General features: G+C 72.2%; 23 protein-coding genes. 11 read left to right on the top strand and 12 right to left on the bottom strand.

The window, feature by feature from the left end; all coding sequences use genetic code 11:
- Nucleotides 1-17 precede the first annotated feature (17 nt).
- On the top strand, nucleotides 18-1,562 hold the full coding sequence (locus tag ACTWJ8_RS25205) for an alpha/beta hydrolase (protein WP_443260342.1): 1,545 nt from the start codon (nucleotides 18-20) through the stop codon (nucleotides 1,560-1,562).
- A 96-nt stretch (nucleotides 1,563-1,658) separates the two neighbouring features.
- Nucleotides 1,659-3,281, top strand: a complete 1,623-nt coding sequence (locus ACTWJ8_RS25200; protein WP_356374135.1) for an alpha/beta hydrolase — start codon at nucleotides 1,659-1,661, stop codon at nucleotides 3,279-3,281.
- Between the two features lie 103 nt (nucleotides 3,282-3,384).
- Here ACTWJ8_RS25200 and moeZ read toward each other — a convergent pair whose 3' ends face one another.
- The 7 genes from moeZ to ACTWJ8_RS25165 form a co-directional block, all read right to left on the bottom strand.
- Nucleotides 3,385-4,563 (bottom strand): adenylyltransferase/sulfurtransferase MoeZ, encoded by a 1,179-nt coding sequence (moeZ, locus tag ACTWJ8_RS25195; protein WP_356374137.1) that lies wholly within the window; start codon nucleotides 4,561-4,563, stop codon nucleotides 3,385-3,387.
- 63 nt (nucleotides 4,564-4,626) lie between these two features.
- Entirely contained in the window at nucleotides 4,627-5,376 is a 750-nt protein-coding gene (locus ACTWJ8_RS25190) for a spherulation-specific family 4 protein (RefSeq protein WP_356374139.1), read from the bottom strand.
- Nucleotides 5,364-6,332: an NAD-dependent epimerase/dehydratase family protein gene (locus ACTWJ8_RS25185; protein WP_356374141.1), complete on the bottom strand. Its 969-nt coding sequence runs from the start codon at nucleotides 6,330-6,332 to the stop codon at nucleotides 5,364-5,366. The genes ACTWJ8_RS25190 and ACTWJ8_RS25185 overlap by 13 nt, the downstream gene beginning before the upstream one ends.
- A gap of 361 nt (nucleotides 6,333-6,693) precedes the next feature.
- Complete coding sequence (locus ACTWJ8_RS25180) at nucleotides 6,694-8,529, bottom strand: hypothetical protein (RefSeq protein ID WP_443260341.1); 1,836 nt, start codon at nucleotides 8,527-8,529, stop codon at nucleotides 6,694-6,696.
- On the bottom strand, nucleotides 8,526-10,676 hold the full coding sequence (locus ACTWJ8_RS25175; RefSeq protein ID WP_443260340.1) for a DUF3492 domain-containing protein: 2,151 nt from the start codon (nucleotides 10,674-10,676) through the stop codon (nucleotides 8,526-8,528). Before ACTWJ8_RS25175 ends, ACTWJ8_RS25180 begins: the two co-directional genes overlap by 4 nt.
- 200 nt (nucleotides 10,677-10,876) lie before the next feature.
- A complete protein-coding gene (locus tag ACTWJ8_RS25170; protein ID WP_443260339.1) occupies nucleotides 10,877-12,181 on the bottom strand; it encodes a DUF3152 domain-containing protein in 1,305 nt (434 codons plus the stop codon).
- 62 nt (nucleotides 12,182-12,243) lie between these two features.
- A complete protein-coding gene (locus ACTWJ8_RS25165; protein ID WP_443260338.1) occupies nucleotides 12,244-13,293 on the bottom strand; it encodes an alpha/beta fold hydrolase in 1,050 nt (349 codons plus the stop codon).
- A gap of 175 nt (nucleotides 13,294-13,468) precedes the next feature.
- Here ACTWJ8_RS25165 and ACTWJ8_RS25160 point away from each other — a divergent pair, with 175 nt between their 5' ends.
- The 4 genes from ACTWJ8_RS25160 (at nucleotide 13,469) to ACTWJ8_RS25145 (ending at nucleotide 15,348) form a co-directional block, all read left to right on the top strand.
- A complete protein-coding gene (locus ACTWJ8_RS25160) occupies nucleotides 13,469-13,687 on the top strand; it encodes a hypothetical protein (protein ID WP_356374149.1) in 219 nt (72 codons plus the stop codon).
- A 199-nt stretch (nucleotides 13,688-13,886) separates the two neighbouring features.
- Nucleotides 13,887-14,528 carry a TetR/AcrR family transcriptional regulator gene (locus tag ACTWJ8_RS25155; RefSeq protein WP_356374151.1) on the top strand — a complete coding sequence of 214 codons (642 nt, stop codon included), beginning with the start codon at nucleotides 13,887-13,889 and terminating at the stop codon, nucleotides 14,526-14,528.
- Between the two features lie 131 nt (nucleotides 14,529-14,659).
- Nucleotides 14,660-14,887, top strand: a complete 228-nt coding sequence (locus ACTWJ8_RS25150) for a DUF3107 domain-containing protein (protein ID WP_356374153.1) — start codon at nucleotides 14,660-14,662, stop codon at nucleotides 14,885-14,887.
- Nucleotides 14,888-15,072: 185 nt separating this feature from the next.
- Nucleotides 15,073-15,348, top strand: a complete 276-nt coding sequence (locus ACTWJ8_RS25145; RefSeq protein WP_443260337.1) for a hypothetical protein — start codon at nucleotides 15,073-15,075, stop codon at nucleotides 15,346-15,348.
- A gap of 4 nt (nucleotides 15,349-15,352) precedes the next feature.
- Here ACTWJ8_RS25145 and ACTWJ8_RS25140 read toward each other — a convergent pair whose 3' ends face one another.
- On the bottom strand, nucleotides 15,353-16,090 hold the full coding sequence (locus ACTWJ8_RS25140; RefSeq protein WP_443260336.1) for a ferritin-like fold-containing protein: 738 nt from the start codon (nucleotides 16,088-16,090) through the stop codon (nucleotides 15,353-15,355).
- Between the two features lie 521 nt (nucleotides 16,091-16,611).
- Between ACTWJ8_RS25140 and ACTWJ8_RS25135 the strand changes: the two genes are divergently transcribed.
- The 3 genes from ACTWJ8_RS25135 (at nucleotide 16,612) to ACTWJ8_RS25125 (ending at nucleotide 20,204) form a co-directional block, all read left to right on the top strand.
- Nucleotides 16,612-18,843, top strand: a complete 2,232-nt coding sequence (locus ACTWJ8_RS25135; RefSeq protein WP_356374159.1) for a DEAD/DEAH box helicase — start codon at nucleotides 16,612-16,614, stop codon at nucleotides 18,841-18,843.
- 81 nt (nucleotides 18,844-18,924) lie between these two features.
- Nucleotides 18,925-19,800 (top strand): alpha/beta fold hydrolase, encoded by an 876-nt coding sequence (locus tag ACTWJ8_RS25130; RefSeq protein WP_443260335.1) that lies wholly within the window; start codon nucleotides 18,925-18,927, stop codon nucleotides 19,798-19,800.
- Nucleotides 19,801-20,051: 251 nt separating this feature from the next.
- On the top strand, nucleotides 20,052-20,204 hold the full coding sequence (locus tag ACTWJ8_RS25125; protein WP_356374162.1) for a hypothetical protein: 153 nt from the start codon (nucleotides 20,052-20,054) through the stop codon (nucleotides 20,202-20,204).
- Nucleotides 20,205-20,277: 73 nt separating this feature from the next.
- On the opposite strand, the gene ACTWJ8_RS25120 is transcribed toward ACTWJ8_RS25125, so the two are convergent.
- The 3 genes from ACTWJ8_RS25120 to ACTWJ8_RS25110 form a co-directional block, all read right to left on the bottom strand.
- Complete coding sequence (locus ACTWJ8_RS25120) at nucleotides 20,278-20,883, bottom strand: MarC family protein (protein ID WP_356374163.1); 606 nt, start codon at nucleotides 20,881-20,883, stop codon at nucleotides 20,278-20,280.
- Between the two features lie 90 nt (nucleotides 20,884-20,973).
- Entirely contained in the window at nucleotides 20,974-21,837 is an 864-nt protein-coding gene (locus ACTWJ8_RS25115; RefSeq protein WP_356374165.1) for a PHP domain-containing protein, read from the bottom strand.
- Nucleotides 21,838-21,954: 117 nt separating this feature from the next.
- Complete coding sequence (locus tag ACTWJ8_RS25110; RefSeq protein WP_356374167.1) at nucleotides 21,955-22,593, bottom strand: DUF6758 family protein; 639 nt, start codon at nucleotides 22,591-22,593, stop codon at nucleotides 21,955-21,957.
- Nucleotides 22,594-22,765: 172 nt separating this feature from the next.
- Between ACTWJ8_RS25110 and ACTWJ8_RS25105 the strand changes: the two genes are divergently transcribed.
- On the top strand, nucleotides 22,766-24,022 hold the full coding sequence (locus ACTWJ8_RS25105) for an MFS transporter (RefSeq protein WP_443260334.1): 1,257 nt from the start codon (nucleotides 22,766-22,768) through the stop codon (nucleotides 24,020-24,022).
- A gap of 33 nt (nucleotides 24,023-24,055) precedes the next feature.
- On the opposite strand, the gene ACTWJ8_RS25100 is transcribed toward ACTWJ8_RS25105, so the two are convergent.
- Nucleotides 24,056-24,646 carry a suppressor of fused domain protein gene (locus ACTWJ8_RS25100; RefSeq protein ID WP_356374170.1) on the bottom strand — a complete coding sequence of 197 codons (591 nt, stop codon included), beginning with the start codon at nucleotides 24,644-24,646 and terminating at the stop codon, nucleotides 24,056-24,058.
- 501 nt (nucleotides 24,647-25,147) lie between these two features.
- Here ACTWJ8_RS25100 and ACTWJ8_RS25095 point away from each other — a divergent pair.
- On the top strand, nucleotides 25,148-26,278 hold the full coding sequence (locus tag ACTWJ8_RS25095; RefSeq protein ID WP_356374172.1) for a magnesium and cobalt transport protein CorA: 1,131 nt from the start codon (nucleotides 25,148-25,150) through the stop codon (nucleotides 26,276-26,278).
- Nucleotides 26,279-26,296: the final 18 nt, after the last annotated feature.

Raw genomic sequence — 26,296 nt, 5'->3', positions numbered from 1 at the left:
CGCCGCAGGATGGACGCATGCCCAATCCGTCCTGGTCCCGCACCGCTGCCCTCACCACCGCCACCCTGCTGTCCGTGTCGCTCGCGGCGTGCAGCAGCGACTCGGACGACGACGTGGATCTGCCGTCCCAGAAGCTGAGCTGGAAGGACTGCCCCGCGCCCGCGGAGTCCCAGGGCGGCGGCGACGCGCCGTCCCCGCTCCCCGGCGGCGCGACCTGGCAGTGCGCCACCATGAAGGCCCCGCTCGACTGGAACGACCCCAAGGGCGACACCATCGACCTGGCCCTGATCCGTGCCAGGGCGAGCGGCCCCGAGGACCGGCGCACCGGCTCGCTGATCTTCAACTTCGGTGGCCCCGGCGGCTCCGGAGTCACCAGCCTGCCCGCCTTCGGATCCGACTACGCGAAGCTGCGCACCCGCTACGACCTCGTCAGCTTCGACCCGCGCGGCGTGGGCCGCAGCGCCGGGGTCACGTGCGAGGACGACAAGCAGCTCGACGAGTACTTCCAGCAGGACTCGACACCGGACGACACGGCGGAGCGGAAGAAGCTCGTCGACAACATCAAGACGTTCAACGACGCCTGCGAGAAGAACTCCGACAAGGTCCTCCCCCACGTACGCACCACGGACGCGGCCCGCGACATGGACCTGATGCGCCAGGTGCTCGGCGACAAGAAGCTGCACTACTTCGGCATCTCGTACGGCACCGAACTCGGCGGGGTCTACGCCCACCTGTTCCCCAAGAAGGTGGGCCGCGCCGTGTTCGACGGCGTCGTCGACCCCACCCAGACCTCCGAGGAGGGCGCACTCGGCCAGGCGAAGGGGTTCCAGCTCGCCCTCGACAACTACGCGAAGGACTGCACCTCGCAGGACGAGGGCTGCCCCGTCGGGGACACCCCGCAGGACGTCAAGACCAAGATCTCCAAGCTCCTCGGCGAACTCGAGGAGAACCCGATCCCGGGCATCTTCCCCCGCGATCTCACACAGACCGCGGCGACCAACGGGATCGCGCAGTCCCTTTACTCCAAGGACTTCTGGGAGTACCTGACCGAGGGCCTCGAGCAGGCCTACGACGGCGACGGCAAGATGCTCATGGCGCTGTCCGACTCGATGAACGGGCGGAACGAGGACGGCAAGTACAGCAACATGCAGGCCGCGAACGTCGCCATCAACTGCGCCGACGACAAGTCCCGCGCCACGACGAAGGACGTCGAGGCGAAGCTGCCGTCGTTCCGGAAGGCGTCGCCGATGTTCGGCGACTACCTGGCCTGGGGCATGCTCAACTGCTCCGGCTGGGCCGTCGAGGGGGCCGCCGACCACCCGGACGTCAGCGCGCCGGGCTCCGCGCCGATCCTCGTCGTCGGCAACACCGGCGATCCGGCCACCCCGTACGAGGGCGCGAAGAAGATGGCGGGCGCGCTCGGCAAGGACGTCGGCGTCGAGTTGACGTACGACGGCGAGGGGCACGGCGCCTACGACAGCGGAAACAAGTGCGTGCACAGCGCCGTGAACACCTACCTCCTCGACGGGAAGCCCCCGAACGAGGGAACCGTCTGCAAGTGATCACGGAGTTGTCCACAGGCCGATTCGGATGTCGGCGGGCCCTCCTACGATGGCTTGACTGTCTTTCGAACGGGGGCAGTTGAGGGGGGAGGTGCCATGGCGGCACAGGATTCGCACGCACCCGCGGGTGCACGCACACGCAGGGGATGGGGAGTCCGCTCGCTGACGCTGGCGGCGGCCGTGGCACTGACGGCCGGACTGGCGGCGGGCTGCAGCGGTTCGGGCGAGCGCGAGGGCACCGGTGCGTCCGAGCGGCCTTCGGCATCCGCCGGGGACGCTTCCGATACGGGGGCGGGGGACGGTGACACGTCCGCTCTCCCCTCCTCCCTCACCGGCCAGCGCCTCGACTGGGGACGCTGCCGGGCGCGGGCGGGCTCGCCCGCGCCCGGCTCCGACTGGCAGTGCGCGACACTCAAGGCGCCGCTCGACTACGCGAAGCCGGCCGGACCCACGATCGACCTCGCGCTCATCCGGTCCACGGCCCGGGGCGACCGGGGCGAGCGCATCGGCTCGCTCCTGTTCAACTTCGGCGGCCCCGGCGGCTCGGGAGTCGACCTGCTGCCGGCCTTCGCACCGCAGTACTCGAAGCTGCGGGAGCGCTACGACCTGGTGAGCTTCGACCCGCGCGGGGTCTCGCAGAGCCGCGGCCTCCGCTGCCGCGGCGACCAACAGACGCAGCAGGCCGAGTCCCTCGACCTCACGCCGGACACCGAGGCGGAGGAAGAGGCGTATTTGAAGGACGCCGTCGCGTTCGGCAAGGGCTGCGAGAAGCAGGCGGGACCGCTGCTCGGCCATGTGTCGACGGCCGAGGCGGCGCGCGACATGGACCTGATGCGCCAGGTGCTCGGCGACAAGAAGCTGCACTACATGGGCGTCTCGTACGGCACCGAACTCGGCGGGGTCTACGCCCACTTGTTCCCCGACAAGGTCGGCCGGCTCGCCCTGGACGCCGTGGTGGACCCGACCGCGGGGCGCGTCGGCCAGGCCGAGAACCAGGCGCGCGGTTTTCAGCGGGCCCTCGACAACTACTTCCGGTCGCGCGGCAAGGACCCCGAGGCGGGTTCACGGGAGATCGTGGCGCTCCTCAAGAAGCTCGACGAGAAGCCGCTTCCCGCGCCAGGGGGACGGGAGTTGAACGAAGCGCTCGCGACCACCGGCATCGCGGTCACGCTCTACAGCGAGGACAGCTGGCCTGCCCTGACGCGGGGCCTGCGGGACGCGGAGCGGGGAGACGGCACGGCACTGCTCGGGCTCGCCGACTCGTACAACGACCGTGACGCGGCCGGGCGTTACGGCACGGCGAGCCACTCTCAGAGGGCGATCTCCTGCCTCGACGACAAGGTGCGGCCCACGGCGCGGGAGACGAAGGAGCGGCTGGCGAAGTTCCGTGAGATCTCGCCCGTGTTCGGCTCGTTCATGGGCTGGGACACGGCGGGCTGGTGTCACGACTGGCCGGTCCCCGGGCAGTGGAGCGACCCGGACGTGAGCGCGCCGGGCGCGGCGCCGGTCCTCGTGGTGGGCAACACCGGGGACCCGGCGACGCCCTACGAAGGAGCGCGACGCATGGCGGACGAGCTGGGCAAGGGCGTCGGCGTCGAGCTGACGTGGAAGGGCGAGGGGCACGGGGCGTACGGCTCCGGCAGCGCCTGCGTGGACTCCACGGTCGACGCGTACCTCCTGGAGGGTCGAATACCGCGCGACGGCACGGTGTGCTCCTGACCGCGTGCGTCCGTTCCGGAACGGTCCGTCCCGGAACGGCGGACGGGCCTCGCGCGGGATGCGCGAGGCCCGTCCGATCAGCTCACAGTCGCGGAGCCCGGGCTCAGTAGACCGGCTTCTCCGGCTCGATCTGGTTGACCCAGCCGATGACGCCGCCGCCGACGTGCACGGCGTCCGCGAAGCCCGCGGACTTCAGCACGGCGAGGACTTCCGCACTGCGGACACCCGTCTTGCAATGCAAGACGATCTTCTTGTCCTGCGGCATGTCCTGGAGGGCCGTGCCCATCAGGAACTCGCCCTTCGGGATCAGCTTGGCGCCCGGGATGGAGACGATCTCGTACTCGTTCGGCTCGCGGACGTCGATGATCTCGATGCTCTCGCCGTCGTCGATCCACTCCTTGAGCTGCTTGGGAGTGATCGTGGAGCCGGCGGCCGCCTCCTGGGCCTCGTCGGACACGACGCCGCAGAAGGCCTCGTAGTCGATGAGCTCGGTGACGGTCGCGTTCGGCCCGCAGACCGCGCAGTCGGGGTCCTTGCGGACCTTGACCTGGCGGTACTGCATCTCGAGGGCGTCGTAGATCATCAGGCGGCCGACCAGCGGGTCACCCACGCCGGCCAGGACCTTGATCGCCTCGGTGACCTGGATGGAGCCGATGGACGCGCACAGCACGCCCAGGACGCCGCCCTCGGCGCAGGACGGAACCATGCCGGGGGGCGGGGGCTCCGGGTAGAGGCAGCGGTAGCACGGCCCGTGCTCGGACCAGAAGACCGAGGCCTGGCCGTCGAAGCGGTAGATGGAACCCCACACGTAGGGCTTGTTGAGCAGCACGCACGCGTCGTTGACGAGGTAGCGCGTCGCGAAGTTGTCCGTGCCGTCGACGATCAGGTCGTACTGGCTGAACATGTCCATCACGTTGTCGGCCTCGAGCCGCTCCTCGTGAAGGATCACGTTCACGTACGGGTTGATGCCGAGGACCGAGTCCTTCGCGGACTCCGCCTTGGACCGGCCGATGTCGGCCTGGCTGTGGATGATCTGGCGCTGCAGGTTCGACTCGTCGACCTCGTCGAACTCCACGATGCCGAGCGTGCCCACGCCGGCGGCGGCCAGGTACATCAGGGCCGGCGAGCCAAGGCCACCGGCACCCACACAGAGCACCTTGGCGTTCTTCAGCCGCTTCTGCCCGTCCATCCCGACATCCGGGATGATCAGGTGGCGGGAGTACCTGCGGACCTCGTCTACGGTGAGCTCAGCAGCTGGCTCGACCAGGGGTGGCAGCGACACGGGGACTCCGTTGGTCGGTATCTACGTACGGTTGTTCCGTCTGCAACACTGCCACGCCCTCCTTCATTCCGAGACACCTGGTCCGATACGCGAGACGATTTCGTCCCAGTAACCGGGCATCGTCTCCCAGGGGTCCACGGAGCCGCCCCGATCGGTGTGGTCGGTGAAGTAGATCGTGCCCGCTCCCTGCCAGCGCGCGATGCGCAGCGCCTCCTCGAGATGACCGCGGGGCATGCCGTGGACGAGGTGGCAGAACCGCTCGTGCGGATAGTCGGCGGTCCACTCGGCGACCTGGGACCAGCGGTAGTCGCTCCAGGGGCCGGAGAAGGTCACCAACTGGTCGGCGTTCTCGGCGTATCCGGGGTACGGGTGGGTGCCGTGGTTGAACACGATGTGCGCGTCGTCGACGAGGGCGCGCAGGGTCGTGGCGGCCCGCCTGACCTCGGGGAGCGCGGCCCGCTCGGTGGGGCAGCGGTCGAAGTAGAAGCCGTCGACGCGGTACCAGTCGAGGAAGCGGTGGGCGTCGGAGACGAGCTCACCGAAGGTACGGGCGCCGTAGGTGAGGTCCAAGTGACCAAGGACACGTACGCCGGCCTGCCGGAGCCGGCCGACGGCCTCCAGGCAGTGCTGGTCGGGGCGGGCGCCCGGGCCGTTGGCGATGTTCAGGACGACCCAGTGCAAGGGCGTTGCGGGGCGGGTGAGTTCGGCCCACTCCGCGGGTGCGACGAGGGGGTGCGCGAAACCCGGGATGCCGAAGCCGAGTCGTACGTCGGTGCTCGACAGGCCGGTCGCGGTCGGGGTCAGATACGGCATGCCGCCTCCATCCAGATGTCGGCGAGTGACTCTTCGAGGTTGATCCGGGGCCGCCAGCCGAGCCGGTCGCGGGCCGTGCGCACATCGGCCTGCTGCCAGCTGCCGCAGCCGTCGGGGTACGGGTACGCGGTCGGGGCGGGCGGGAGCCCGTGGTCCGAATCGGCGCGAGGGTGGGCGATGGACGGGCGCATCCCGCCGACGGGCCCGTCCAGTTCGTGGAGGGCGCCGCCGAAACCGGCGACGCGGGCGAGCACGGACGCGGCGTCGCGGAGTCGCACGGCGCGGCCGGAGCCGATGTTGATGACGCCCTGCGCGGCGGAGAGCGACGCGGCGTGCACGGCGCGCGCCACGTCCCGTACGTCGATGAAGTCGCGCTGCGCGCCGAGACCGCCCAGCTTGAGTTCGCCGTCGCCCGCCTGCATCGCGCGGCGCATCGCCTCGGCGAGCCGGCCGAGCGGGGATCCCGCCGGGGTGCCGGGGCCCGCGGGCGAGAAGACGCGCAGGACGACGGCGTCGAGGCCGGAGCCGAGGACGAGTTCGGTGGCGGCGAGCTTGCTGACGCCGTACGGGCCGCCGGGCCTCGGTACCGCGTCCTCGGCGGTGGACGAGCCGGGCTGCGAGGGCCCGTACTCGGCGCCGCAGCCGATCTGCACGAGCCGGGCGCCGCAGCCGCTGCGGCGCAGGGCCTCGCAGACGGTGGCGACGGCGACGGTGTTGTGGCGGGTGAGTTCGCGGGCGCCGCCGCGGGTGGCACCGGCGCAGTTGATGACCACTCCGGGGTGGACGGCGTCCAGGAAGCGGGTGAGTGCGCCGGGGCTTCCGGTGGCGAGGTCGAAGCGGACGTCGGCGTCGTCGCCCCGGCCGAGCGTGGTGAGCTGCACGGCGGGGTCGGCCAGGAGACGGTCGGCGACGAATCGGCCCAGATACCCGTTGGCTCCGATCAGCAGGACCCTCATCGAGTGCCTCCCGGGGTGCGCGGGGCTCGCGCCACGGTCGCCGCGGTGGCTCGGAGCGCTCCGAGGGCGCCACGCTCTCCGCGCGCTGCGCGCGGGGCGCACAGGTCGTGGATTCCGCGCTGCCCGTGAGGTCCGGAGTATCCGGCGTATCCGGCGCCTCCGGGAGGAGGGGTGGTCATCTGGCGTTCTCCTTATGAGGGTTGCCGTGGGTCTTCGGATGGGTCCGCGGTGTCGGCCCCGCGGAAAGGGGGTGGTGCTGGTCACGTGCCGAGGGTGGGCCGCGGCGGGGCGGCGGGCTCGGTGGAGACGTGGGCGGAGCGCGCGGGCCCGGTCGGCCCGGCGGCGCCCTCGGGGGCGGCGGTCATGACGCGCCGCCGAACGAGTCCTCGGGGTGCGCGTGGGCCGAGGCTCGGGTCAGGGTGCGGGTGGCGTGCACGAGGAGGACGAGGGCGGCGCCGGCGCAGGCGACGGTGGGCACGATGCCGGTGCCGAGGGCGTCGACGGCGGTCTCGACGGGCACGCCGAGGACGTCGCAGCCGGGCAGCCGGGCGGCGAAGACCGTGGCGACGGCCAGCACCTCGAAGGCGACGGCGGCGCCGAGCGCGACGGCGGGGGCGTGCGTGCGGCGGTGCGCGGCGAGGAGGCGGGAGAGCAGCAGCAGGACGCCGAGGGCGCCCGCTCCGGCGTAGTCCACCTGCTCGTGGAGCACGACTCCGGCGAGCACCAGGAGCGCGACGAGGGCGAGGGCGAACAGGGCGATGGAGCCGAGGAGAAGGGGGCGTACGGCGGAGGCGAACTCGGCGAGTCCACGGCTGGTGGCGAGGCGGCGGCGGGCGCCGCCCGCGAACAGCTGGGCGCACCAGGTGGCCGGGGCCACGGCGACGGCCAGCGCGATCAGGGGCGCGGTAGCGGGGGCCCAGGTCTCGTCGGGGCCACCGGCGAGCGCTGCGGAGAGGAGGCCGTCACCGAGGAGGGCGTAGGCGAGGAGCCAGCAGGACCAGAGTCGGGCCGAGGGCGCGGACGGGCCGTCGACCGCGCGCAGCGGGCCGTGGCGGAGCGTCGCGCGCAGGGCGACGAGGGTGACGAGCAGCCCGGCGATGCCGACGGCGAGGCGTACGGGTCCGGTCGTGGCGTGCAGGCCGAACAGGGTGAGGGCGCCGGCGACGCCCGGCAGCAGGGCGAGCGCGGCCCACAGGCCGCGTACGCCGGTGGTGGGTCCCGCGGGCCCGGCGAGGGGCTCGTCCGGTTCACCGTCCCGCGGCATCCGCGCGTACATCTCCTCGGCGAGCGAGAAGACGTCCTTGTGGCGGAAGCGGGCGGCGGTCCTGTCGGTGACGCCGTGGGCCTCGAGCCCGGCGGCGATCTCCAGGGCGTCGACGGCGCGCTCGCACAATTCGCGATGCCGGTGCATCAGGCCCTTGACCGGGTCGGCGCCGGAACGGCGGTGGGCCGGGCGATGGTTGGCGGCGCGGCCGTCGGCGTCGCCGCCGCGGTGTTCGCTGCCGCCTGCCCCGGCGCCACGCGACTCGGTACCGCCTGCCCCGGCGCCGCGCGACTCGGCGCCACGCGACTCGGTACCGCCTGCCCCGGCGCCGCGCGACTCGGCGCCGCGTGACTCGGCGCCCTCCCGCGCCCCGACGATCCGGGCGACGTCCGCGCGGTGCTGCGCCTCCGTACGGGAGACGTCGTCGCGGGAGACGTCGGCAGGGGAGGCGTCGCGGCGCGCGGTGTCGTCCGCCCCGGCGTCACGGCCGCTCCCGGAGCCACCAACGACGTCGGCGCCGTCGGCGACGCCGGCCCCGCCCCGGACGCCCGTCGCCGCGGTCGGGGCGGTCGACGCGGGCGAACGCCACGCCGCCGGGTCGACCAGCAGGCCCTCGTCGTGGCCCACGTCGGAGTCCTCGTCCGGGCCTTCGCCCGGAACCCCGCCGGGGCGCTCGGCCAGGTCCTCCGGCCGCTGAACCACGCCCTCCGGAGTCCCGGCCAAACGATCCAGGCGCCCCGAGCCGCCCGAGCCGCCCGATCCCTCCGAGCCCTCGGTCAGGCCGTCCGTTCCGCGCACGCCCAGCGCCTGCGCCGAGTCGGCGCCCCAGGCCCCGGCGCTCACCGGCACTCGGGGCGCATCGGCGTCGCCCCCCGTGTCGGTGGCGCCGAGGGCGGTGCGCTCACTCGTGCGTTCGCTGATCTGCCCGGTCATCGGTCCGCCTCCCCGCTCCCCTGCGTCATTCCGGCCAACTGCTCCCGCGCGCCCGCATCGGCGCCCCAACTGGTCCCGGCCGCACCGCCGGAGCGGCCGACCAGCCAGGCGCCGCCCCGGTCACCCGCGCTCGACGTCGTCCAGCGCCCCGGCACGTGCGCCTCGGGCGGGTACGCGAACGGCAGCGGGTCTCCGGAGTCGTCGACGATCTCCCGGCGTACAGGGCAGCGCGAGACGATCTCGAGGTAAATGCCGTGAAATGCCGCGATGTTCTGTTCGACGGTGAACAGCTCGAGGGCCCGCGCGCGGGCCGCGGCGCCGAGCCGTTCGCGCCGCGCCGGGTCGCGCAGCAGCGCCACGCACGCCTCGGCGAGCGCCCGCGGATTGCGCGGCGGCACCACGAGCCCCGTGCCGCCGATCACCTCGACGACGGCGCCCGCGTCCGTGGACACCGTGGCGCGCCCGCAGAACATGGCCTCGACCAGGCTGACCGGGAAGCCCTCGACGACGCTGGACAGGACGACGACACCGCAGGAGCCGTAGACGTCCGCGAGGTCGGGGGCGTCGGGCGAGCCCAACTCCTCGAAGGAGACGGGGTTCTCGCCGACGGCGTGGATCCCCTCGGCCTCGTCGGGGAAGAGCTGCGCGGCGAGCGCCTTGCAGTGCCCGAGGTACGGCGCGGCCTCGCGGTCCGCGGCGTCGTCCGCCGCCTCGCCCGCGCCCGGCGCGACGGAGGCGCGTCCGGAGACAAGGCCGTCGGGCGGCCAGCCGCCGCCGTCCGCCAGACCCGCCACGGCATCGGGGGCCTGCGCCCCGTCGGGCACGCTCACGATCCGCAGGCGGGCCTTCGGCTCCTCCTTGCGGATCTCGGAGAACGCGTGCAGCAGCGAGATCAGGTCCTTCGAGGGGTCGACGCGCCCGACCCAGACGAGAGTGTCCGGCTCGCCCGGCCCCTCGCGCTCACCCACCTCGGCGAACTGTTTGGCCTCCATGCCGGGGTGGACCGTGCGCAGCTTGGCGCGGTCGGCGCCGCACCGCTCCTGCCAGCGCCGCGCGTGCGCGTTCCCCGGGGTGATCACGGCGGCCTGCCGGTAGACCTCGGCGGCGAGCCGGCCGTGGAAGGCGGCGAGGAGCGCGCGCACCGGCGCGCTCAACTCGGCGTCGCCCGCGGCGAGGTAGCGGGCCCTGAGCTGCACCCCGTACTCGGTGACGAGCAGCGGGACGCCGTAGAAGCGCTTGGCGATCAGGCCGGGCAGGGCGGCCGCGCCGCCGGAGGTCGCATGGCAGAGGTCGACGGACGCGAGCCCGCCCCCGCCGGACAGCACCATGGACCGCCCGGTACCGGCGGCCTCCGCCGCCCCGCCAGACACACCGGCCGACGCAGCGGACCCGGACGAAGCATCAGACGACGCAGACACAGACGCGTCCGCCCCCGCGCCGTCAACCGCCGCAGCACCCGCCCCCGACGCAAACGCCGACGCCCCGGACTCGCCCGCCGCCCCGGCCCGGGCCACCGCATGATCGAACCCCGACCCGTCCTCGTACCAGTCCAGCGACAGCGGCCTCAGCTCGCGCTCGACATGCGCGGCGAAGGAGAGGAGATCGGGCACGCGGGCGGCGCGCACGGCGCGCAGTGCGCCCGGCGCGCGGCAGGCGCGCTCCAGGATGCGCACGGCGGCCTCGGAGCGCAGGGAGACGCCGAGGGGGCCCTCGTCGCGGGCGAGTTCGGCGAGCCCGTACAGCGCGTTGGCGAAACGGTCCGCCTCGCTCAACCTGGCACTTTCTTCCACCGTTTCGGCCCCGGGGTCACCCGGCGCCGCATGGGTCGACGCCGCGTCGGCCGACACGACGGCCTCCACCAGCTCCCGGTACAGCGCGGCGAAGCGCCGCCGCGCCCGCCGCCCGAACGCGCCGTCGCGCGCGCCGGTCTCACTGCCGGCCCCGGCCGCCCACATCGGAGCGGTGCGCACGCGCATGACCTGCGGGGGCAGTTCGAGCCACCCCGCGTCCTCCTGCTCCTGGCTGGTCGCGAGCGCGTAGATGTCGAACTCGTGCTGATCGAGCCCGCGCACAAGCCGGTCGCACCAGAGTCTGGCCTCACCGCTCACATACGGATAGCCACCCTCGGTAAGCAGTCCGATGCGCACGCGTACACCCCCGATCTCCCGTACAGGGAGCCGCCGTTGGGTTGGCGGCTCGCAGCGGGACGAACGTATGCGGACATGCCGGTGGCGTGATGGACGGTTGTCCATCACGCCACCAAAAGGGGTGAACGGGCGTAACTTTCCCGCACGCGCGACGTTTGGTCGCGCTATGAGATCAAGCGACTACAGTCAGCTACGGACTGTCAACCCTTGGGAAAAGCCCAGGGGTTGGGCTTGCACGTGATCCCGCCCGAGGTCAGGAACTTGGTCTGCTGCTGCATGACCGGCGCGAGCGAGCCGTCCTGCGTGCAGTTCACGTGGTTGAAGCCGAGCCGGTGCCCGACCTCGTGGTTGATGAGCATCTGCCGGTACGGGTGGATGGCGTCGTCGCCGAGCACGTCGTCGTACGTCTTCGAGCCCTGCGCCCACCGGTACGCGTTGATCATCACGCGGTCCGTGGCGGCGGAGTCGCACGACACGTTGTCCTCCGTCGTGTCGAGCCCCGACTTGGCGCACCAGTCCGCCGTCGTGCCCGGACTGGCGAGGGAGATCACGAAGTCCGGCTTGCCGGAGGAGATCCGCTCGAACGTGCGGGCGTTGTCGTGGGCCCAGCTCCGCTTGTCGTTCAGGGTCTTCTGCACCGCCTGCGCGAACAGCGAGCCGTCGAGCCCGAGGCCCTTCTCGACGTCCACGCGGTAGCGGAACTTCTGCCCGCTGCCGGGCGCCTTGTCGTCCCCGGGGACCGTCGTGAACGCGCCGGAGGCCTTCAGATCCGCCGCGAGCGGGTACTTCTTGGCCATCTTCTGCCCGTACGTCGCCGGGGTCGGCGTCGGCTTCGGCTCCTTCGGGGCCGCCCGCTCGTCCGTGCGCGAGGTGCCGCCCTGGGGCCTGGTGCCCTCGGCGCCCTTCGCCTGCGAGCCGCGCGAGGAGCCGCCCCGGTCGGAGACCTGCCCCGCGACGACGACGGCGAGCACGGTGACGACGGCCGCCGCGGCGATGCCCGCGAAGGTCATGCCCTTGCCGCGCTTCTCGCCCCCGCCGTCCGGTGCGTCCGAAGGTGCCGCCGTCGGGTCGTCCGGAGGAGCGGGCGGCTCGGCCTCCCACTCCGTCACGCGCGCGTACGGGTCCGCGGGCGCGTCGAACGCGTCGATGTACTCCTGGCGCGGGCGCTCCTGGCCGGGGCGCTCCTGCCGGGGTCTCGGCCCGGGCACGACGGAGTCACCCGGAGCCGCCGTACCGGGCCCGGCCGCCGAGGCGACAGGCCCCGCGATCCGCGGCACCGGCGTGCCCCAGCCGCCGCCCGGCTCCCGCGCCTCGGGGTGGCCGCCGCGCACCTGCCCGGCCCCCGGGCGCGTGGACGTGTGCCCCGCGGCGGGCGGGCGGCCTGCCGCCGACGGCGGCGCGGACGCGGGTGGGGCCGGCGCGGGCGGCGCCTCGGACGGCACCCTCCGCCTGCGTCCGGTGCCTGCTTCGGGGCGCACCTGGGCCCGCGCCCCGGTCTCCTGCATGTCGACGGTCTCCTGCGGGCCGTCTGCCGATGCTCGGCGGCTATGCCGTCCCACAGGCCGCCTCAGCTCCCCAATGTCGTGCGGTCGTCGGTGCCGGGCGCGTCACTCGCGGCGCCCTCGGCACTCGCGGCGCCTTCGCGCCTCTTGTCCAACGCTTCGGTGTCGGCGAGGAGTTCCCTGAACGCCGTCGCGACCGTCAGCGGATACTCCATCATCGCGACGTGCCCCGCGTCGGGAAGCGTCAGGAGCCTGGAGTCGCGGAAGGCGCGCGCCGCGCGGGCCGCCATCCGGTACGAGACGAGCAGGTCGCGCCCGCCGTAGATGAGCTGTGTCGGCGCGAGCACGCGCTCGGCCTGCCGCCACAGTCCGTGCTGCCCGCCGAGCGTGTACGCGTTCACGACCCCGCGCGCGGAGCGGGCCATCGCGTCCCAGAAGTACGGCAGCCGCAGCCGCCGCTCCATCTCCTCGACGGCGGCCCTGAAGCCCTCGGGCGTCACCCGGTTCGGGTCTCCGTAACAAAGGGCCATCACGCCGCGCACCCGCTGCTCCGGAGTCCACTCCTTCGTCAGGCGCGTGAAGAGCGGGGCCACACCGGGCACCGCGAGCAGTCCGGTCGGCAGCGCGGTGCGCTGCACCCGGAGCTCCGGCAGGGCGGGCGACACCAGCGTCAGGGTGCGTACGAGATCGGGGCGGACGGCCGCCACGCGCGTGGCGACGGCTCCGCCCAGCGAGTTCCCGAAGAGGTGAATGGGGCCGCGGCCCTGCGCGTCGAGATGGCGGATGATCGCGCGGGCGTGCCCGGTCACCGAGTAGTCGCCGTCGTCCGGCGGCGGCGAGTCGCCGAACCCCGGCAGGTCGACCGCCTCCCCGTCGACAACGTCCTCGAGCAGCGGCATCAGCGCCGACCAGTTCTGCGAGGAGCCGCCGAGCCCGTGCACGTACAGGGCGGGCGGCAGTCCCTCGCGCGCTCCGGGGCGGGCCCTGACGGACAGTGTCAGCCCGGGCAGGGTGACCGATCGCAGGTGCTCCCCCTCCGCGACCCTGACGGCGCCCGGCTTGGGCGTCGCGGCGGCGATGGCGGCAGGCACACGCGGCGGATCGGTCGAAGGCATGCCGCATATGTTACGAGACGATCACACTGTGGATCGCGTGTTCGCCGTCACAACAAGGGCAGGGATCGCCCGAGGGAGCGCGGAAAAAGTCGCATAGCGCCCGGATCGGGTGTCTCCTACGCTCGATATCAGGGCACCCGTCCATCGCACGGACAGGTGACGAAGGGAGCCATCGATGACGGTCGACCCGAGCGACCCCGAGACCTTCACGGAGCGCCGCCCCGCCGAGGCAGGCGTGGAGACGCCCGAGGCCGACACCGCGGAGCAGCGTGCGGACCTCGTCCCCGACGAGGACGACGAGCCGGACACGGCGGCCGACCCGGACACCGCGAACGAGGCGGACCGGGCGGAACAGGCCCGCGTCGTCTCGATCGACGAGGACGACTATCGGTGAGTGCCGCGCCGATATCGGTGAGTGTCGCGCCGACATCCACCCGTTTTGTCACCACAGATGTGACATCGGGCTCACTACATGCGGTTTTCACAGCTGTCCGAACCGTGAAATTCTGCGCTCGCACCGCGCACATCAGGGTTACCCAAAAGTACGATGACGTCGCGGCGCACACCGCACACGGACAATTTTGGGAGGCGGCGTGACAGCCATCGAGCAGACGGAGGCAGCGCGCCCCAAGGGCACACGCCTGCCGCGCCGTGCCCGACGCAATCAACTTCTGGGAGCCGCCCAGGAGGTTTTCGTCGCGCAGGGGTACCACGCGGCCGCGATGGACGACATCGCCGAGCGGGCCGGCGTCAGCAAGCCGGTGCTCTACCAGCACTTTCCCGGCAAGCTCGAGCTCTACCTGGCCCTGCTCGACCAGCACTGCGAGTCGCTGCTCCAGTCGGTGCGCACGGCGCTCGCCTCCACGACCGACAACAAGCAGCGTGTCGCGGCGACCATGGACGCCTACTTCGCGTACGTGGAGGACGAGGGCGGCGCGTTCCGCCTCGTCTTCGAGTCGGACCTGACGAACGAGCCGGCGGTGCGCGAGCGTGTCGACCGGGTCAGCCTGCAGTGCGCCGAGGCGATCTCCGACGTGATCGCCGAGGACACCGGCCTGTCGAAGGACGAGTCGATGCTGCTCGCGACGGGCCTCGGCGGCGTCTCGCAGGTCGTGGCGCGCTACTGGCTGTCCAGTTCGAGCCCCGTCGAGCGCGACAAGGCGGTCGAGCTGTTGACGTCGCTCGCGTGGCGCGGCATCGCGGGCTTCCCGCTGCACGGCGCCGAGCACCACTGACCCCACCCGCCTCCGGCTGTTCGCTCTTGGCGTTCAGCGTGGGCGCCGGGAGTCTCGCCTGGCCGGGCTAATCTTTGCTGGGTACGGCGCGGTCTTCCGCGCACATCACGGATCGTCGGAGGGACAAGGCCGTGGAGGTCAAGATCGGCGTGCTGCACACGCCTCGCGAGATCGTTCTGGAGAGCGACCAGTCCGCCGAGGAGGTCGAGAGCGCGGTGTCCGCGGCGCTGTCCGGCAAGTCCCAGCTGCTCTCCCTGAAGGACGAGAAGGGCCGCAAGGTCCTCGTCCCTGCCGAGCGCCTCGCCTACGTCGAGCTCGGTGAGCCGGCGGCGCGGAAGGTGGGCTTCGGCCCGCTGTAGAGCCTCGCGCGAACAGGCGCGAAACAGCATGCGAAAGGCCTGATGGCACGGCTGCCATCAGGCCTTTCGCATGTTCACAGCGAGCGCACAGAGGATCTCCGCGGCGAGGGTTGCGGCTCCGGGGCCAGGGGTAGACCGGGTTACGACCGAAGCGCACCCAAGGCCGCGCGGGAGGTATCCGCACCATGCTTCTCGAAGCACTCGGCTCCGCACTGCTCGGCATGGCACTCGCCCTCGCGGCGGGCCATCGCCTGCCGCACCGGCTGCCGTCGCGCACGCTCGTGCTGCCGACCGGCGTCGCCGGGGCTCTGTTCGGAGCGTTCGTCACGCACAGCGCGTTGGGTCCCGGGCACGCGATCCTGACGCTCTTGGGCGCCGTCGCGATGGCGGTGGCCCTGCTGTCGCTGCTGCTGCGCCCCACCCGGGGCAGAGCGCGGCAGCAGCTGACGCCCTACGCGTAGCGGTTCACGCCGCGAGCCCGAGGGCGGCCATCCGCTTGGTGTGCGCCTCGGTGATCCGCGAGAACATCTTGCCGACCTCGGCGAGGTCGAAGCCGTCGGCGACGCCGCCGACCAGCATCGTCGACAGGGCGTCCCGGTCCGCGACCACGCGCTGGGACTGCGAGAGGGCCTCGCCCATCAGGCGCCGCGCCCACAGCGCGAGCCGGCCGCCGACGCGCGGGTCGGCCTCGATCGCGGCGCGCACCTTCTCCACGGCGAAGGACGCGTGGCCGGTGTCGTCGAGCACGGCGAGGACGAGCGAACGGGTGTCGGAGTCGAGGCGGGCCGCGACCTCCCGGTAGAAGTCGGACGCGATCGAGTCGCCGACGTAGGCCTTGACCAGGCCCTCGAGCCAGTCGGAAGGCGCGGTCTGGCGGTGGAAGCCGTCGAGCGCCTCGACGAACGGGTCCATCGCGTCGGTCGGCTCGACGCCGATCGTCGAAAGCCGGTCGCGGAGCTGCTCGAAGTGGTGGAACTCGGCGGAGGCCATCTTCGCCAGCTCCGCCTTGTCGGCAAGGGTCGGCGCCAGCTTCGCGTCCTCCGCGAGGCGCTCGAACGCGGCCAGCTCCCCGTACGCGAGCGCGCCCAGCAGATCGACGACGGCGGCGCGGTAGTTCTCGTCCGCGGACGCGGTGGCCCAGTCCTGGGCGGCGATTCCGGTCGGCGCTTCGGTGGCGGGCGTGGCGTTGTCAGGCGTCTCCATGAAGCGCACAATAGCCCGCTCGCCGGGCCGTGGAAGTCCCTGGTCATGGAGTGTGACGACGACTACGTGACCCATTCGGCCATCGCACATGCGCGATTCCGGGGTATGGTGGTAATGAGCCCGCCGAGTGCACGGTGCCTCTTGGCGCCTGTACGCACCTCGATCGGGCCGCATGAATGAGGATGCCCGGTCGGAGGCCCGATCGGCTCCGACCCGACAGCCCTCCGGGTCGTACGTCACAAGGCGTACGGATCGAGGAGGGGCCCTCAGCGGCACGAGCGCTCGAGCGTCGGCAGTGGTCCCGCGCCATCCGGTCCACCCGATCCCCGCAGACCGCGGCTCGAGTCCGGTGTACCAGGCCGGCACGGTCAAGACCCCCGCGTTCGCCTCACGCCGCACCTCACAGAAGAGGCAACACCCTGACTACGCAGACTTCGACATTCCGTCAGCTCGGCATTCTTCCCGAGACGGCAGAGGCCCTCGAGGCCGTCGGCATCGTCAACCCCTTCCCCATCCAGGAGATGACCCTCCCCGTCGCCCTCTCCGGCACGGACGTCATCGGCCAGGCCAAGACCGGTACGGGCAAGACCCTCGGTTTCGGCCTGCCGCTCCTGGAGCGCGTCACCGTCCCCGCGGACGTCGAGGCGGGCCGGGCCACGCCCGAGCAGCTGACCGACGCCCCGCAGGCCCTCGTCGTCGTCCCGACGCGCGAGCTGTGCCAGCAGGTGACCAACGACCTCCTCACGGCCGGCAAGGTGCGCAACGTGCGCGTCCTCGCCATCTACGGCGGCCGTGCGTACGAGCCCCAGGTCGAGGCCCTGAACAAGGGCGTCGACGTCGTCGTCGGCACGCCCGGCCGACTGCTCGACCTGGCGGGCCAGAAGAAGCTGAACCTCTCGCACGTGAAGTGCCTGGTCCTCGACGAGGCCGACGAGATGCTCGACCTGGGCTTCCTGCCCGACGTCGAGAAGATCGTGAACATGCTTCCGGTGCGCCGTCAGACGATGCTGTTCTCGGCGACCATGCCGGGCGCCGTCATCGGCCTGGCCCGCCGCTACATGTCGCAGCCGACGCACATCCGCGCCACGTCGCCGGACGACGAGGGCGCGACGGTGCGCAACATCGCGCAGCACGTGTACCGCGCGCACAACATGGACAAGCCCGAGATGGTCGCGCGCATCCTCCAGGCCGAGGGCCGCGGACTCTCGATGATCTTCTGCCGTACGAAGCGCACGGCGGCCGACATCGCGGACCAGCTCAAGCGGCGCGGCTTCGCCTCCGGCGCGGTCCACGGCGACCTGGGCCAGGGCGCCCGCGAGCAGGCGCTGCGCGCGTTCCGCAACGGCAAGGTGGACGTGCTCGTCTGCACCGACGTCGCCGCGCGCGGCATCGACGTCGACGATGTGACGCACGTCATCAACTACCAGTCCCCCGAGGACGAGAAGACCTACCTGCACCGCATCGGCCGCACCGGCCGCGCGGGCAAGAAGGGCATCGCGATCACGCTGGTCGACTGGGACGACATCCCGCGCTGGCAGCTGATCAACAAGGCCCTTGAGCTGGACTTCAACGACCCGGTCGAGACGTACTCGTCCTCCCCGCACCTCTTCGAGGAGCTGAACATCCCGGCGGGCACCAAGGGTGTGCTGCCGCGCTCGGAGCGCACGCGCGCCGGGCTCGACGCCGAGGAGATCGAGGACCTGGGCGAGACCGGTGGGCGCGGCGCGTCCGCGCGTGGCGGCCGCGGTGACCGCGGTGGCCGTCCGAACCGCGAGCGCGACCGTGACCAGGACCGCGAGCGTCCGGCGCGTACGCCGCGCCGCCGTCGCCGTACGCGCGGTGGCGAGCCGGTCGGTGCCGGGGAGGCCGCTGCCGCCCCCGCCGCGACTCCCGTGGAGGAGTCGGCCGAGCCGCGCACGCCGCGCCGTCGCCGCCGTACGCGCAGTGGCTCGGCCGCTGCCCCGACGGTCGCGCCGGTGGCGCCCGCCGCCGAGGCCGTCGTCGAGACGGTCGAGGCCGAAGCCCCCGCCAAGCCCCGCCGCCGTACGCGCAAGAAGGCCGAGGCCGTCGTCGAGACGGTGGAGGCCGTGCGGCCGGTCGCCGAGCCGGAGCCCGAGCAGGCCGAGGCGAAGCCCGCGCGCACCCGCAAGAAGGCCGCCGCGGCGGTCGACACCGCGGAGGCCGCCGAGGCCAAGCCGGCCACGCGGACCCGGACCCGCAAGAAGGCCGAGCCCGCCGCCGAGGCCACCGAGGCCAAGCCGGCGACCCGGACGCGGAAGAAGGCCGAGGCCGCGGTCGACACCGCGGAGGCCGCCGAGGCCAAGCCCGCCACCCGGACCCGTACGCGGAAGAAGGCCGAGGCCGCCGTCGACACCGCCGAGGCGGTCGAGGCCAAGCCGGCCACGCGGACCCGCAAGAAGGCCGCCGCGTCCACCACGGAAGCGACCGAGGCCAAGCCCGCCACCCGGACCCGCAAGAAGGCCGTCGCCGCGGTCGACACCGCCGAGGGCGCCGAGGCGAAGCCCGCCACGCGGACCCGCAAGAAGGCCGCCGCGTCCACCACCGAGGCGACCGAGGCCAAGCCCGCCACCCGCACCCGCAAGAAGGCCGTCGCCGCGGTCGACACGGCCGAGGCCGCCGAGGCCAAGCCCGCCACGCGGACCCGGACCCGCAAGAAGGCCGAGCCCGCCGCCGAGGCCACCGAGGCGAAGCCGCGTCGTACGCGCAAGAAGGCCGAGGCCTCCGAGGCCTGATCGGTCCACGGCGAAGGCCCGGATCCCGCAGCAGCGGGGGTCCGGGCCTTCGTTGTCGGTGGCGGCGCGTAATCTCGGCGCATGAGCAGGCCCGCGACCTTCACCCCGCCGCCCGGCACCCGTGCGCACCGCCTCCGCACCGACCGCGGCGCGTTCGCCGCGCTCACCGGCGAGCCCGAGCGGGGGCCGGTGAAGGGCACCGCCCTGCTGCTGCCCGGATTCACCGGCAGCAAGGAGGACTTCATCGAGCTGCACGCCCCGCTGAGCGCGGCCGGCTATCGCACGGTCGCCGTGGACGGGCGCGGGCAGTACGAGTCGGAGGGCCCGAAGGACGACGAACGGCCGTACCGACAGCGCGAGTTGGCGCTCGACGTGCTCGCGCAGGCGGCGGCGCTCCGGGCCGGAGGCGGCACCGGCCGCATCCATCTGCTCGGCCACTCGCTCGGCGGCCTCGTCGCGCGCGCGGCGGCCATCGAGGACCCGACGCCGTTCGCGACGCTGACGCTGATGTCCTCGGGGCCCGCCGCCGTGGCGCAGCCCCAGCAGGAGCGCGCCAAGCTGCTCCAGGACGCGCTCGCCGCCCTGGACATGGCGCAGGTGTGGGAGGCGATCCAGGGCCTCGACGCCCCGGAGGACGCGGCCGACCTGCGCGGCGACGGCGAGGATCTGCGCCGCCGCTGGATGAGCAACAGCCCGGCGCAGCTCGTCGCGACGGCGGAGCAGCTGCGCACGGAGCCGGACCGGGTGGCCGAGGTCGCCGCGCTCGGCCTCCCGGTGCACGTGCTGTCGGGCGAGCGGGACGACACGTGGCCCGTGCCGCTCCTCGACGACATGGCGAGGCGCCTCGGCGCGGTGCGCACGGTGATCGCGGGCGCCGAGCACTCCCCCAACACGGACCGGCCGGAGGAGACCGCCGCCGCGCTCGCCGCCTTCTGGGATCGGCATCCCACAGCGTAAAGACGCAGGTCACAGGCTTCTCGCGGCGTCGCTGACGCGCGAGTAATTAGCCGATCGAAAAATTTCCTTAGCGTAGGGAATGTTTGCAGCGGGCAACTCGTTGTACCCCTTGGAACGCGCGGCACCGCAGCCGCGCAATTCACTCTTAACGGCCGGGCAACCGCCCGGCCGTACGGCGGGACCACGCTGGGAAGCGAGGCCCGCACCAGTAGTTCTCCTTCAGGAGGATCACCAGACGAAGGGAGAAGCCCTTGCGCTTCGAGATCATGCGACTCGACGATGTCGACGGCAACGCCGTGGACAGCACCGTCGTGGACGCCGCCTCCGTCAACCGGATCGTTCAGCAGGCCGCCGCCATCGGGCAGCGCCTCTACATCCGCCCGGCCGAGTCGACCGCCTCGTAACGGCGTCGGCGCACACACGCCGAAGCCCCCGTACGCATGCCGCGTACGGGGGCTTCGCGTTTTCAGGAAGCCGTCAGGAGCCCTGGATCACCTGCGTCACGCCGTTGATGATCTGCTGCACGGCGATCGCGGAGAGCATCATGCCCGCGAGCCGGGTCACGAGGACCACGCCCCCGTCCTTGATGACGCGGATGATCACGAGCGAGTAGCGCATCACCAGCCACAGCACGACGTGGATCGCGACGATCGCGGACCAGACGGAGATCTGGTCGCCCATCGTGTCCGCGTGCTGCACGGCGAGGATCACGGAGACGATCGCGCCGGGCCCGGCGAGCAGCGGCATGCCGAGCGGTACGAGGGCGACGTTCACGTCCTTGGTCTGCTTCGGCTCGTCCGTCTTGCCGGTCAGCAGGTCGAGCGCGATCAGGAGCAGCAGCAGACCGCCGGCGATCATCAGGGCCGGTACGGAGACGTGCAGATAGGCCAGGATCTGGTTGCCCAGGACGCCGAAGACGGCGATGACGCCGAAGGCCACGCAGACCGCCTGGAAGGCCATGCGGCGCTGGACCTTGGCGGGGCGTCCCGCGGTGAGGGCGAGGAAGATCGGGGTGATTCCGGGGGGATCCATAATCACAAAAAGCGTGAGAAAAAGGGATCCGAAGACGGCAGCGTCGAACACGGTGGGGTGCCTTGCGAGAGTGGTGCGGAAGGGTGAGGAAAGCCGGGAAGCGGCGGGATGGAGCGGGAAGAGGCGCGCGCGGGGCGCGTGTCAGGCGCGGCGCCCGCCGGCGCCCGGCACCGGGAAGGCGCCCGTGGCGCGCCGCGTGATCTCCCCGTAGACCTCGGGGTCGGTGGTGTACTCGCCGAGCACGCACGTCTTACGGCTGCCGTGGTAGTCCGAGGACCCGGTGGTCAGCAGGCCGACGTCGGCGGCGAGGCCGCGCAGCCGGTCGCGGGTCGCGGCGTCGTGGTCCATGTGGTCGACCTCGATGCCGTCGAGCCCGGCCTCGGCCAGCTTGACGATCGCGGACTCCGGCACGGTGCGGCCGCGCTTGGCGGCGGCGGGGTGCGCGAAGACGGTGACCCCGCCGGCGGCCTTGACCAGGCGGATCGCCTCGAAGGGGTCGGTCTCGTGCTTCTCGACGTAGGCCCGGCCGCCGTCGGCCAGCCAGTCCTGCGTAAAGGCGTCCGACACGGTCGGTACGACCCCGAGCTCGACGAGCGCGGTGGCGACGTGCGGGCGGCCGACCGAGCCGTCGCCCGCGATCCGCGCGACCTGCTCCCAGGTGACCGGCACGCCCAGCTCGTTCAGCTTGGCGATCATGCCCTTGGCGCGCGGCACCCGGTCGTCGCGGACCAGCTCGCGCTCGGCGAGCAGGGCCGGCTCCTCGGGATCGAAGAGGTACGCCAGCATGTGCATGCTCACGCCGTCGAGGCGGCAGGAGAGCTCGGCGCCGGTGACGAGGGTGAGCCCCTCGGGGAGCGCGGCGAGCGCCGCCGCGTGCCCGCGCGTCGTGTCGTGGTCGGTGAGCGCGACGACGTCCAGACCGGACGCCGCTGCGTTCCGCACCAGCTCGGCGGGGCTGTCCGTGCCGTCGGAAGCGGTGGAGTGGGTGTGCAGGTCGATGCGCACGGCTGCGTACTCCAGGCTCTGTGAACGGACGGACGACGGGGACCGGTCAAGGATAACGGGGATTCCGCTTCCCTCGTCACCACCGAACCCGGCGCAGGCCCCTTACCGCACCCGCCGCTACTTCAGGATGCGCGGCGACAGCGCCCCGCACGGCAGCAGGTCCACCTCGGCCCCCGCGTCCCGCAGGTCCGTGAGCACCAGCTCGTCGTACATCAGCATGCTGGTCTGCTCCGGCCACACGACCGCCCACAGCCACAGGCCGAGCGCCTCGCCGGCGAAGACCGCCCGGTCGTCGGGCGTCCCGGAGACCTGCCAGAGCGGGGTGGGCCTGCCCGCCGCGAGCACCTTGGCCTGCGGCGGCTTGTCGACGTCGAGGTACGGGCCGGGGTCGGGCCCCTCCACCCCCGCGTAGCGCGCGCCGAGTCCGACGCCCAGCTCCTCGGCGACAAGGACCAGCTCGCCCGGGCCGCCGAGCGGCCCCGGGCCCGAGCAGGCGACGGCGGTGGCGCGGCCGCCGTGCCGATCGTCCCCCGCGTTGGCCACGCCCGTGAACAGCCAGCCCACCGGCAGCGGCCACGGCATCCAGACCGGCACCCGCGCACGGCGCACCACGACGCTGAGCGCCTCGACGCTGGGCGGGATCACGGGCTGCATCGGATGCACGGTGCCGTGCACATCGCACTGCCAGGAGTCGGCAAAGAGTCCGGGAGCCCTGACCCGGCCACCACACTTCGGGCAACTGGGTTCGCCCCTCATAGGGCCCCACGGTCCTCCCCGTCCCGCGCCGCGTCAAGGACGATCACCCGTCCGGGGGCCGACTCCGTGGCGCCTCGACCAGGAAAGATAGATGTAGCTTGCATTAATTAGCTGCTCTAACTTATTATGTGCATACGCCAACGATCCAAGCGGACTCGAAGGAGCAGCAGGCATGAGCCACAGCAGTACAGGAGGTCCCGCCGAAGGGGACACGTTCGACGCAGGTGCGGGCAGCATCCTGCGTCAACCGAAGGCGGTCTGGGCGACCGCCGGGGCATCCGTCGTCGCCTTCATGGGCATCGGCCTCGTCGACCCGATCCTGCCGTCGATCGCCAAGGGCCTCGAAGCGACACCGAGCCAGGTCTCCCTGCTCTTCACCTCGTACTTCCTGATCACCGCCGTCGCGATGCTGGTGACGGGCTTCGTCTCCAGCCGCATCGGCGGCAAGAAGACCCTGCTCGCCGGGCTCGCCCTCGTGGTGGTCTTCGCGGCGCTCGCGGGCACGTCCGGATCCGTCAGCGAGCTCGTCGGCTTCCGCGCCGGCTGGGGACTCGGCAACGCGCTGTTCGTGTCGACCGCGCTCGCGGTCATCGTCGGCGCGGCGGCCGGCGGATCGGCCGCCGCGATCCTGCTGTACGAGTCCGCGCTCGGGCTCGGCATGGCGTGCGGGCCGCTGGTCGGCGCGCTGCTCGGCAACGCCAGCTGGCGCTACCCGTTCTTCGGCACCGCCGCGCTGATGGCGGTCGGCTTCATCTGCATCACCGCGTTCCTCAAGGAGCAGCCGAGGCCCGCGAAGAAGACGTCGATCCTCGACCCGATCAAGGCGCTCGGCCACGGCGGTCTCGCGTCCGCCGCGATCTCGGCCTTCTTCTACAACTACACGTTCTTCACGGTGCTGGCCTTCACGCCGTTCGTGCTGAACATGACCCCGTACAAGTCGGGTGCGGCGTTCTTCGCCTGGGGTGTGCTGCTCGCGCTGTTCTCGGTGATCGTGGCGCCGCGCATGCAGGCACGGTTCGGCTCGCTGAAGGTGCTCGGCGGCTCGCTGGTGCTGCTCGCCGTGGACGTGCTCGTCCTCGGGTACGGCAACCACACGGCGGCCATCGTCTGCACGATCCTGTCCGGCGCCTTCATCGGCGTGAACAACACCGTCTACACGGAGCTGGCGCTCGGCGTCTCGGACGCGCCGCGACCCGTGGCGAGCGCCGGCTACAACTTCGTCCGGTGGTTCGCCGCCGCGGCCGCCCCGTTCTTCGCGCCGAAGATCGAGGAGTGGAGCAACATCCACATCCCGTTCGTGGTCGCCGCGGTGACGGCGGTGCTCGGCGCGGTCGTCGTCTGGGTGCGCAGGAGCGCGCTCAACCATGAGGCCGAGGAGCTGGAGACGCGGCACGCGACCGAGGACAGCGTCTCGGTGTACGCCGCCTGACCGTCCCTCAGCCCCTTCGGCCCAGCGGGACCCTCAGTCGAGCGGAACGGACTTGCGCAGCGGATCGCGCAGGTCCGTTCCGCCGTTCAGCCACTTCTCCTGGAGCGCGGCGGCGCCGTGCACCCGCTTCCACGCCGCCTCGTTCGGCGTCATGGGCAGCAGCGGCAGGAACCGTACGGGGTCCATCGGCTCGTCCAGGTCCAGGTCCTCGACCAGGCCGCCGGGCTCCGCGACGAGGGCCGAGGTGAACGGGGCGGCGGGCCACAGCGGTTCGCCCACGTCGAGCGACGCGCCCGGGGCGACGACGATTCCCTCCACCTGCGGGGAGGCCGCGAGGACCGCGAGCGGGCGCAGCACCTTGTCGGTGTCGGCGAGGCCCGCGCGGACCGTGAGCACGAGTTCCGCGCGCGGGCCCTTGACGGGGTCGGCGAGGGCCGCCGTGGGGTCGGTCATCGGGGACGCCGACATGCCGAGCGTCGCGTAGCGCACCACGTTCTGAGAGGCGTCTGTGAAGCGCAACACCTCGATACGGTCGGTGCCGAGGAAGGTGACCGCCGCTCGCGCGTCCGGTTCGCCCAGGGATGTCCGGAGTCGCGCCTCCACGAGCGCAAGAACTTCTGCCATCCCGCGAGCATAGAACTCGCGCCCAACGGGTAAGGACGGGGCCCGCTTTCGTCAGTCGGCTGATAGTCTTGGCCGCTGGTCGGGACAACACGCACGGCGTGTGCACCGAGGGCCCCGCGCGGGGCCGCCGGAGGAGCCGACCCGTTTCACGTCCCCCACGGGGGACCGGCCGGAGGAGGTGGGGCTGTCATGGATCGAAGTCGACCGTGCAGTACTACCCGTTCTTCCGGCCTGTAGGGCCAAGGGCCTCATCTCGTCCGCAGTCAGCCGCACGCCGCAGCCGACCGCGCCTGCCGGAAGAGCACTTCGTTTCCCCTGATCTCATCGACGACCCCGCGGTCGTCGCGATCTGAATCAGTCAGCGAAGCCGCCCAGCGCCGGTGCGGTGCTTCCCGCTTTGTGGACGTGCAGCATGTCCCGGTTTCCGGTTGACCAGGACGTCCTCATTCCGGGTGGTTCCACCCGACGCGCGGCGACTCCCGCCCGCGAAGGAGCCTGCCCATGTCGATGATGCGCGACCTGCGAGCCGCCGTCCGTCCCTCGCTGCGCAAGAGCGTCGCCCCGTACGCCGACGAGGCCCGCACCTCGTACGACTTCACCCGCGACGAAGCCGCCTGCTCGGCCGTCGTCGACTGCGCCGTGTACCGCGACGGCGTCCGTGTCCCGTCCTCCGAGTGCCTCACGCCGGGCGGCGCCAAGCGCCAGGTGCGGCGCGACGGCGGCTTCGCCTGGATCGGCCTGCACGAGCCGACCGAGGAGGAATTCGCCGGGATCGCGGCCGAGTTCGGGCTGCACCCGCTCGCCGTCGAGGACGCCGTCCACGCCCACCAGCGCCCCAAGCTGGAGCGCTACGACGACACGCTGTTCACCGTCTTCAAGACCATCCACTACGTCGAGCACGCCGAACTCACCGCGACCAGCGAGATCGTGGAGACCGGCGAGGTCATGTGCTTCACCGGCCGGGACTTCTTCATCACGGTCCGGCACGGCGGCCAGGGCTCGCTGCGCGCCCTGCGGCACCGGCTCCAGGACGACCCCGAGCTGCTCGCCAAGGGCCCGAGCGCCGTGCTGCACGCCATCGCGGACCACGTCGTCGACGGCTATCTGGCGGTGGCCGACGCGATGCAGGACGACATCGACGAGGTCGAGACCGAGGTCTTCTCGCAGCCCGGCAAGGGCTCCCCGCGCGGCTCCGACGCCGGGCGGATCTACCAACTCAAGCGCGAGGTCCTGGAGTTCAAGCGGGCCGTCGCCCCGCTGCGGCGCCCGCTGCAACTGCTCAGCGAGCGGCCCATGCGGCTGATCGACCCGGACATCCAGAAGTACTTCCGGGACGTCGCCGACCACCTGGAGCGCGTGCAGGAGCAGGTCATCGGCTTCGACGAGCTGCTCAACTCGATCCTCCAGGCCAATCTCGCGCAGGCCTCCGTCGCGCAGAACGAGGACATGCGCAAGATCACCTCGTGGGCCGCGATCATCGCCGTGCCGACGATGGTCTGTGGCGTGTACGGCATGAACTTCAAGTACATGCCGGAACTGCACTGGCGGTTCGGCTATCCGCTGGTGCTCGGCGTCACCGTCGCCGCCTGTTTCGCGATCCACCGGACGCTGAAGCGGAACGGATGGCTGTAGCGCTGTCGGTGGCGGTGG

This window comes from Streptomyces sp. SDT5-1 (assembly GCF_052245995.1).
Classification (GTDB): Bacteria; Actinomycetota; Actinomycetes; order Streptomycetales; family Streptomycetaceae; genus Streptomyces.
Note: the sequence above shows the minus strand (reverse complement) of the source record. Positions and strands in the feature narration are given on the sequence as shown.

What these genes read in the sequence shown, in the direction of transcription:
- ACTWJ8_RS25205 (WP_443260342.1), top strand. Translation starts at nt 18, where the DNA reads ATGCCCAATCCGTCCTGGTCCCGCACCGCTGCCCTCACCACCGCCACC.
- ACTWJ8_RS25200 (WP_356374135.1), top strand. Translation starts at nt 1,659, where the DNA reads ATGGCGGCACAGGATTCGCACGCACCCGCGGGTGCACGCACACGCAGG.
- ACTWJ8_RS25190 (WP_356374139.1), bottom strand. Translation starts at nt 5,376, where the DNA reads ATGCCGTATCTGACCCCGACCGCGACCGGCCTGTCGAGCACCGACGTA.
- ACTWJ8_RS25185 (WP_356374141.1), bottom strand. Translation starts at nt 6,332, where the DNA reads ATGAGGGTCCTGCTGATCGGAGCCAACGGGTATCTGGGCCGATTCGTC.
- ACTWJ8_RS25180 (WP_443260341.1), bottom strand. Translation starts at nt 8,529, where the DNA reads ATGACCGGGCAGATCAGCGAACGCACGAGTGAGCGCACCGCCCTCGGC.
- ACTWJ8_RS25170 (WP_443260339.1), bottom strand. Translation starts at nt 12,181, where the DNA reads ATGCAGGAGACCGGGGCGCGGGCCCAGGTGCGCCCCGAAGCAGGCACC.
- ACTWJ8_RS25165 (WP_443260338.1), bottom strand. Translation starts at nt 13,293, where the DNA reads ATGCCTTCGACCGATCCGCCGCGTGTGCCTGCCGCCATCGCCGCCGCG.
- ACTWJ8_RS25160 (WP_356374149.1), top strand. Translation starts at nt 13,469, where the DNA reads ATGACGGTCGACCCGAGCGACCCCGAGACCTTCACGGAGCGCCGCCCC.
- ACTWJ8_RS25145 (WP_443260337.1), top strand. Translation starts at nt 15,073, where the DNA reads ATGCTTCTCGAAGCACTCGGCTCCGCACTGCTCGGCATGGCACTCGCC.
- ACTWJ8_RS25140 (WP_443260336.1), bottom strand. Translation starts at nt 16,090, where the DNA reads ATGGAGACGCCTGACAACGCCACGCCCGCCACCGAAGCGCCGACCGGA.
- ACTWJ8_RS25135 (WP_356374159.1), top strand. Translation starts at nt 16,612, where the DNA reads ATGACCCTCCCCGTCGCCCTCTCCGGCACGGACGTCATCGGCCAGGCC.
- ACTWJ8_RS25130 (WP_443260335.1), top strand. Translation starts at nt 18,925, where the DNA reads ATGAGCAGGCCCGCGACCTTCACCCCGCCGCCCGGCACCCGTGCGCAC.
- ACTWJ8_RS25110 (WP_356374167.1), bottom strand. Translation starts at nt 22,593, where the DNA reads ATGAGGGGCGAACCCAGTTGCCCGAAGTGTGGTGGCCGGGTCAGGGCT.
- ACTWJ8_RS25105 (WP_443260334.1), top strand. Translation starts at nt 22,766, where the DNA reads ATGAGCCACAGCAGTACAGGAGGTCCCGCCGAAGGGGACACGTTCGAC.
- ACTWJ8_RS25100 (WP_356374170.1), bottom strand. Translation starts at nt 24,646, where the DNA reads ATGGCAGAAGTTCTTGCGCTCGTGGAGGCGCGACTCCGGACATCCCTG.
- ACTWJ8_RS25095 (WP_356374172.1), top strand. Translation starts at nt 25,148, where the DNA reads ATGTCGATGATGCGCGACCTGCGAGCCGCCGTCCGTCCCTCGCTGCGC.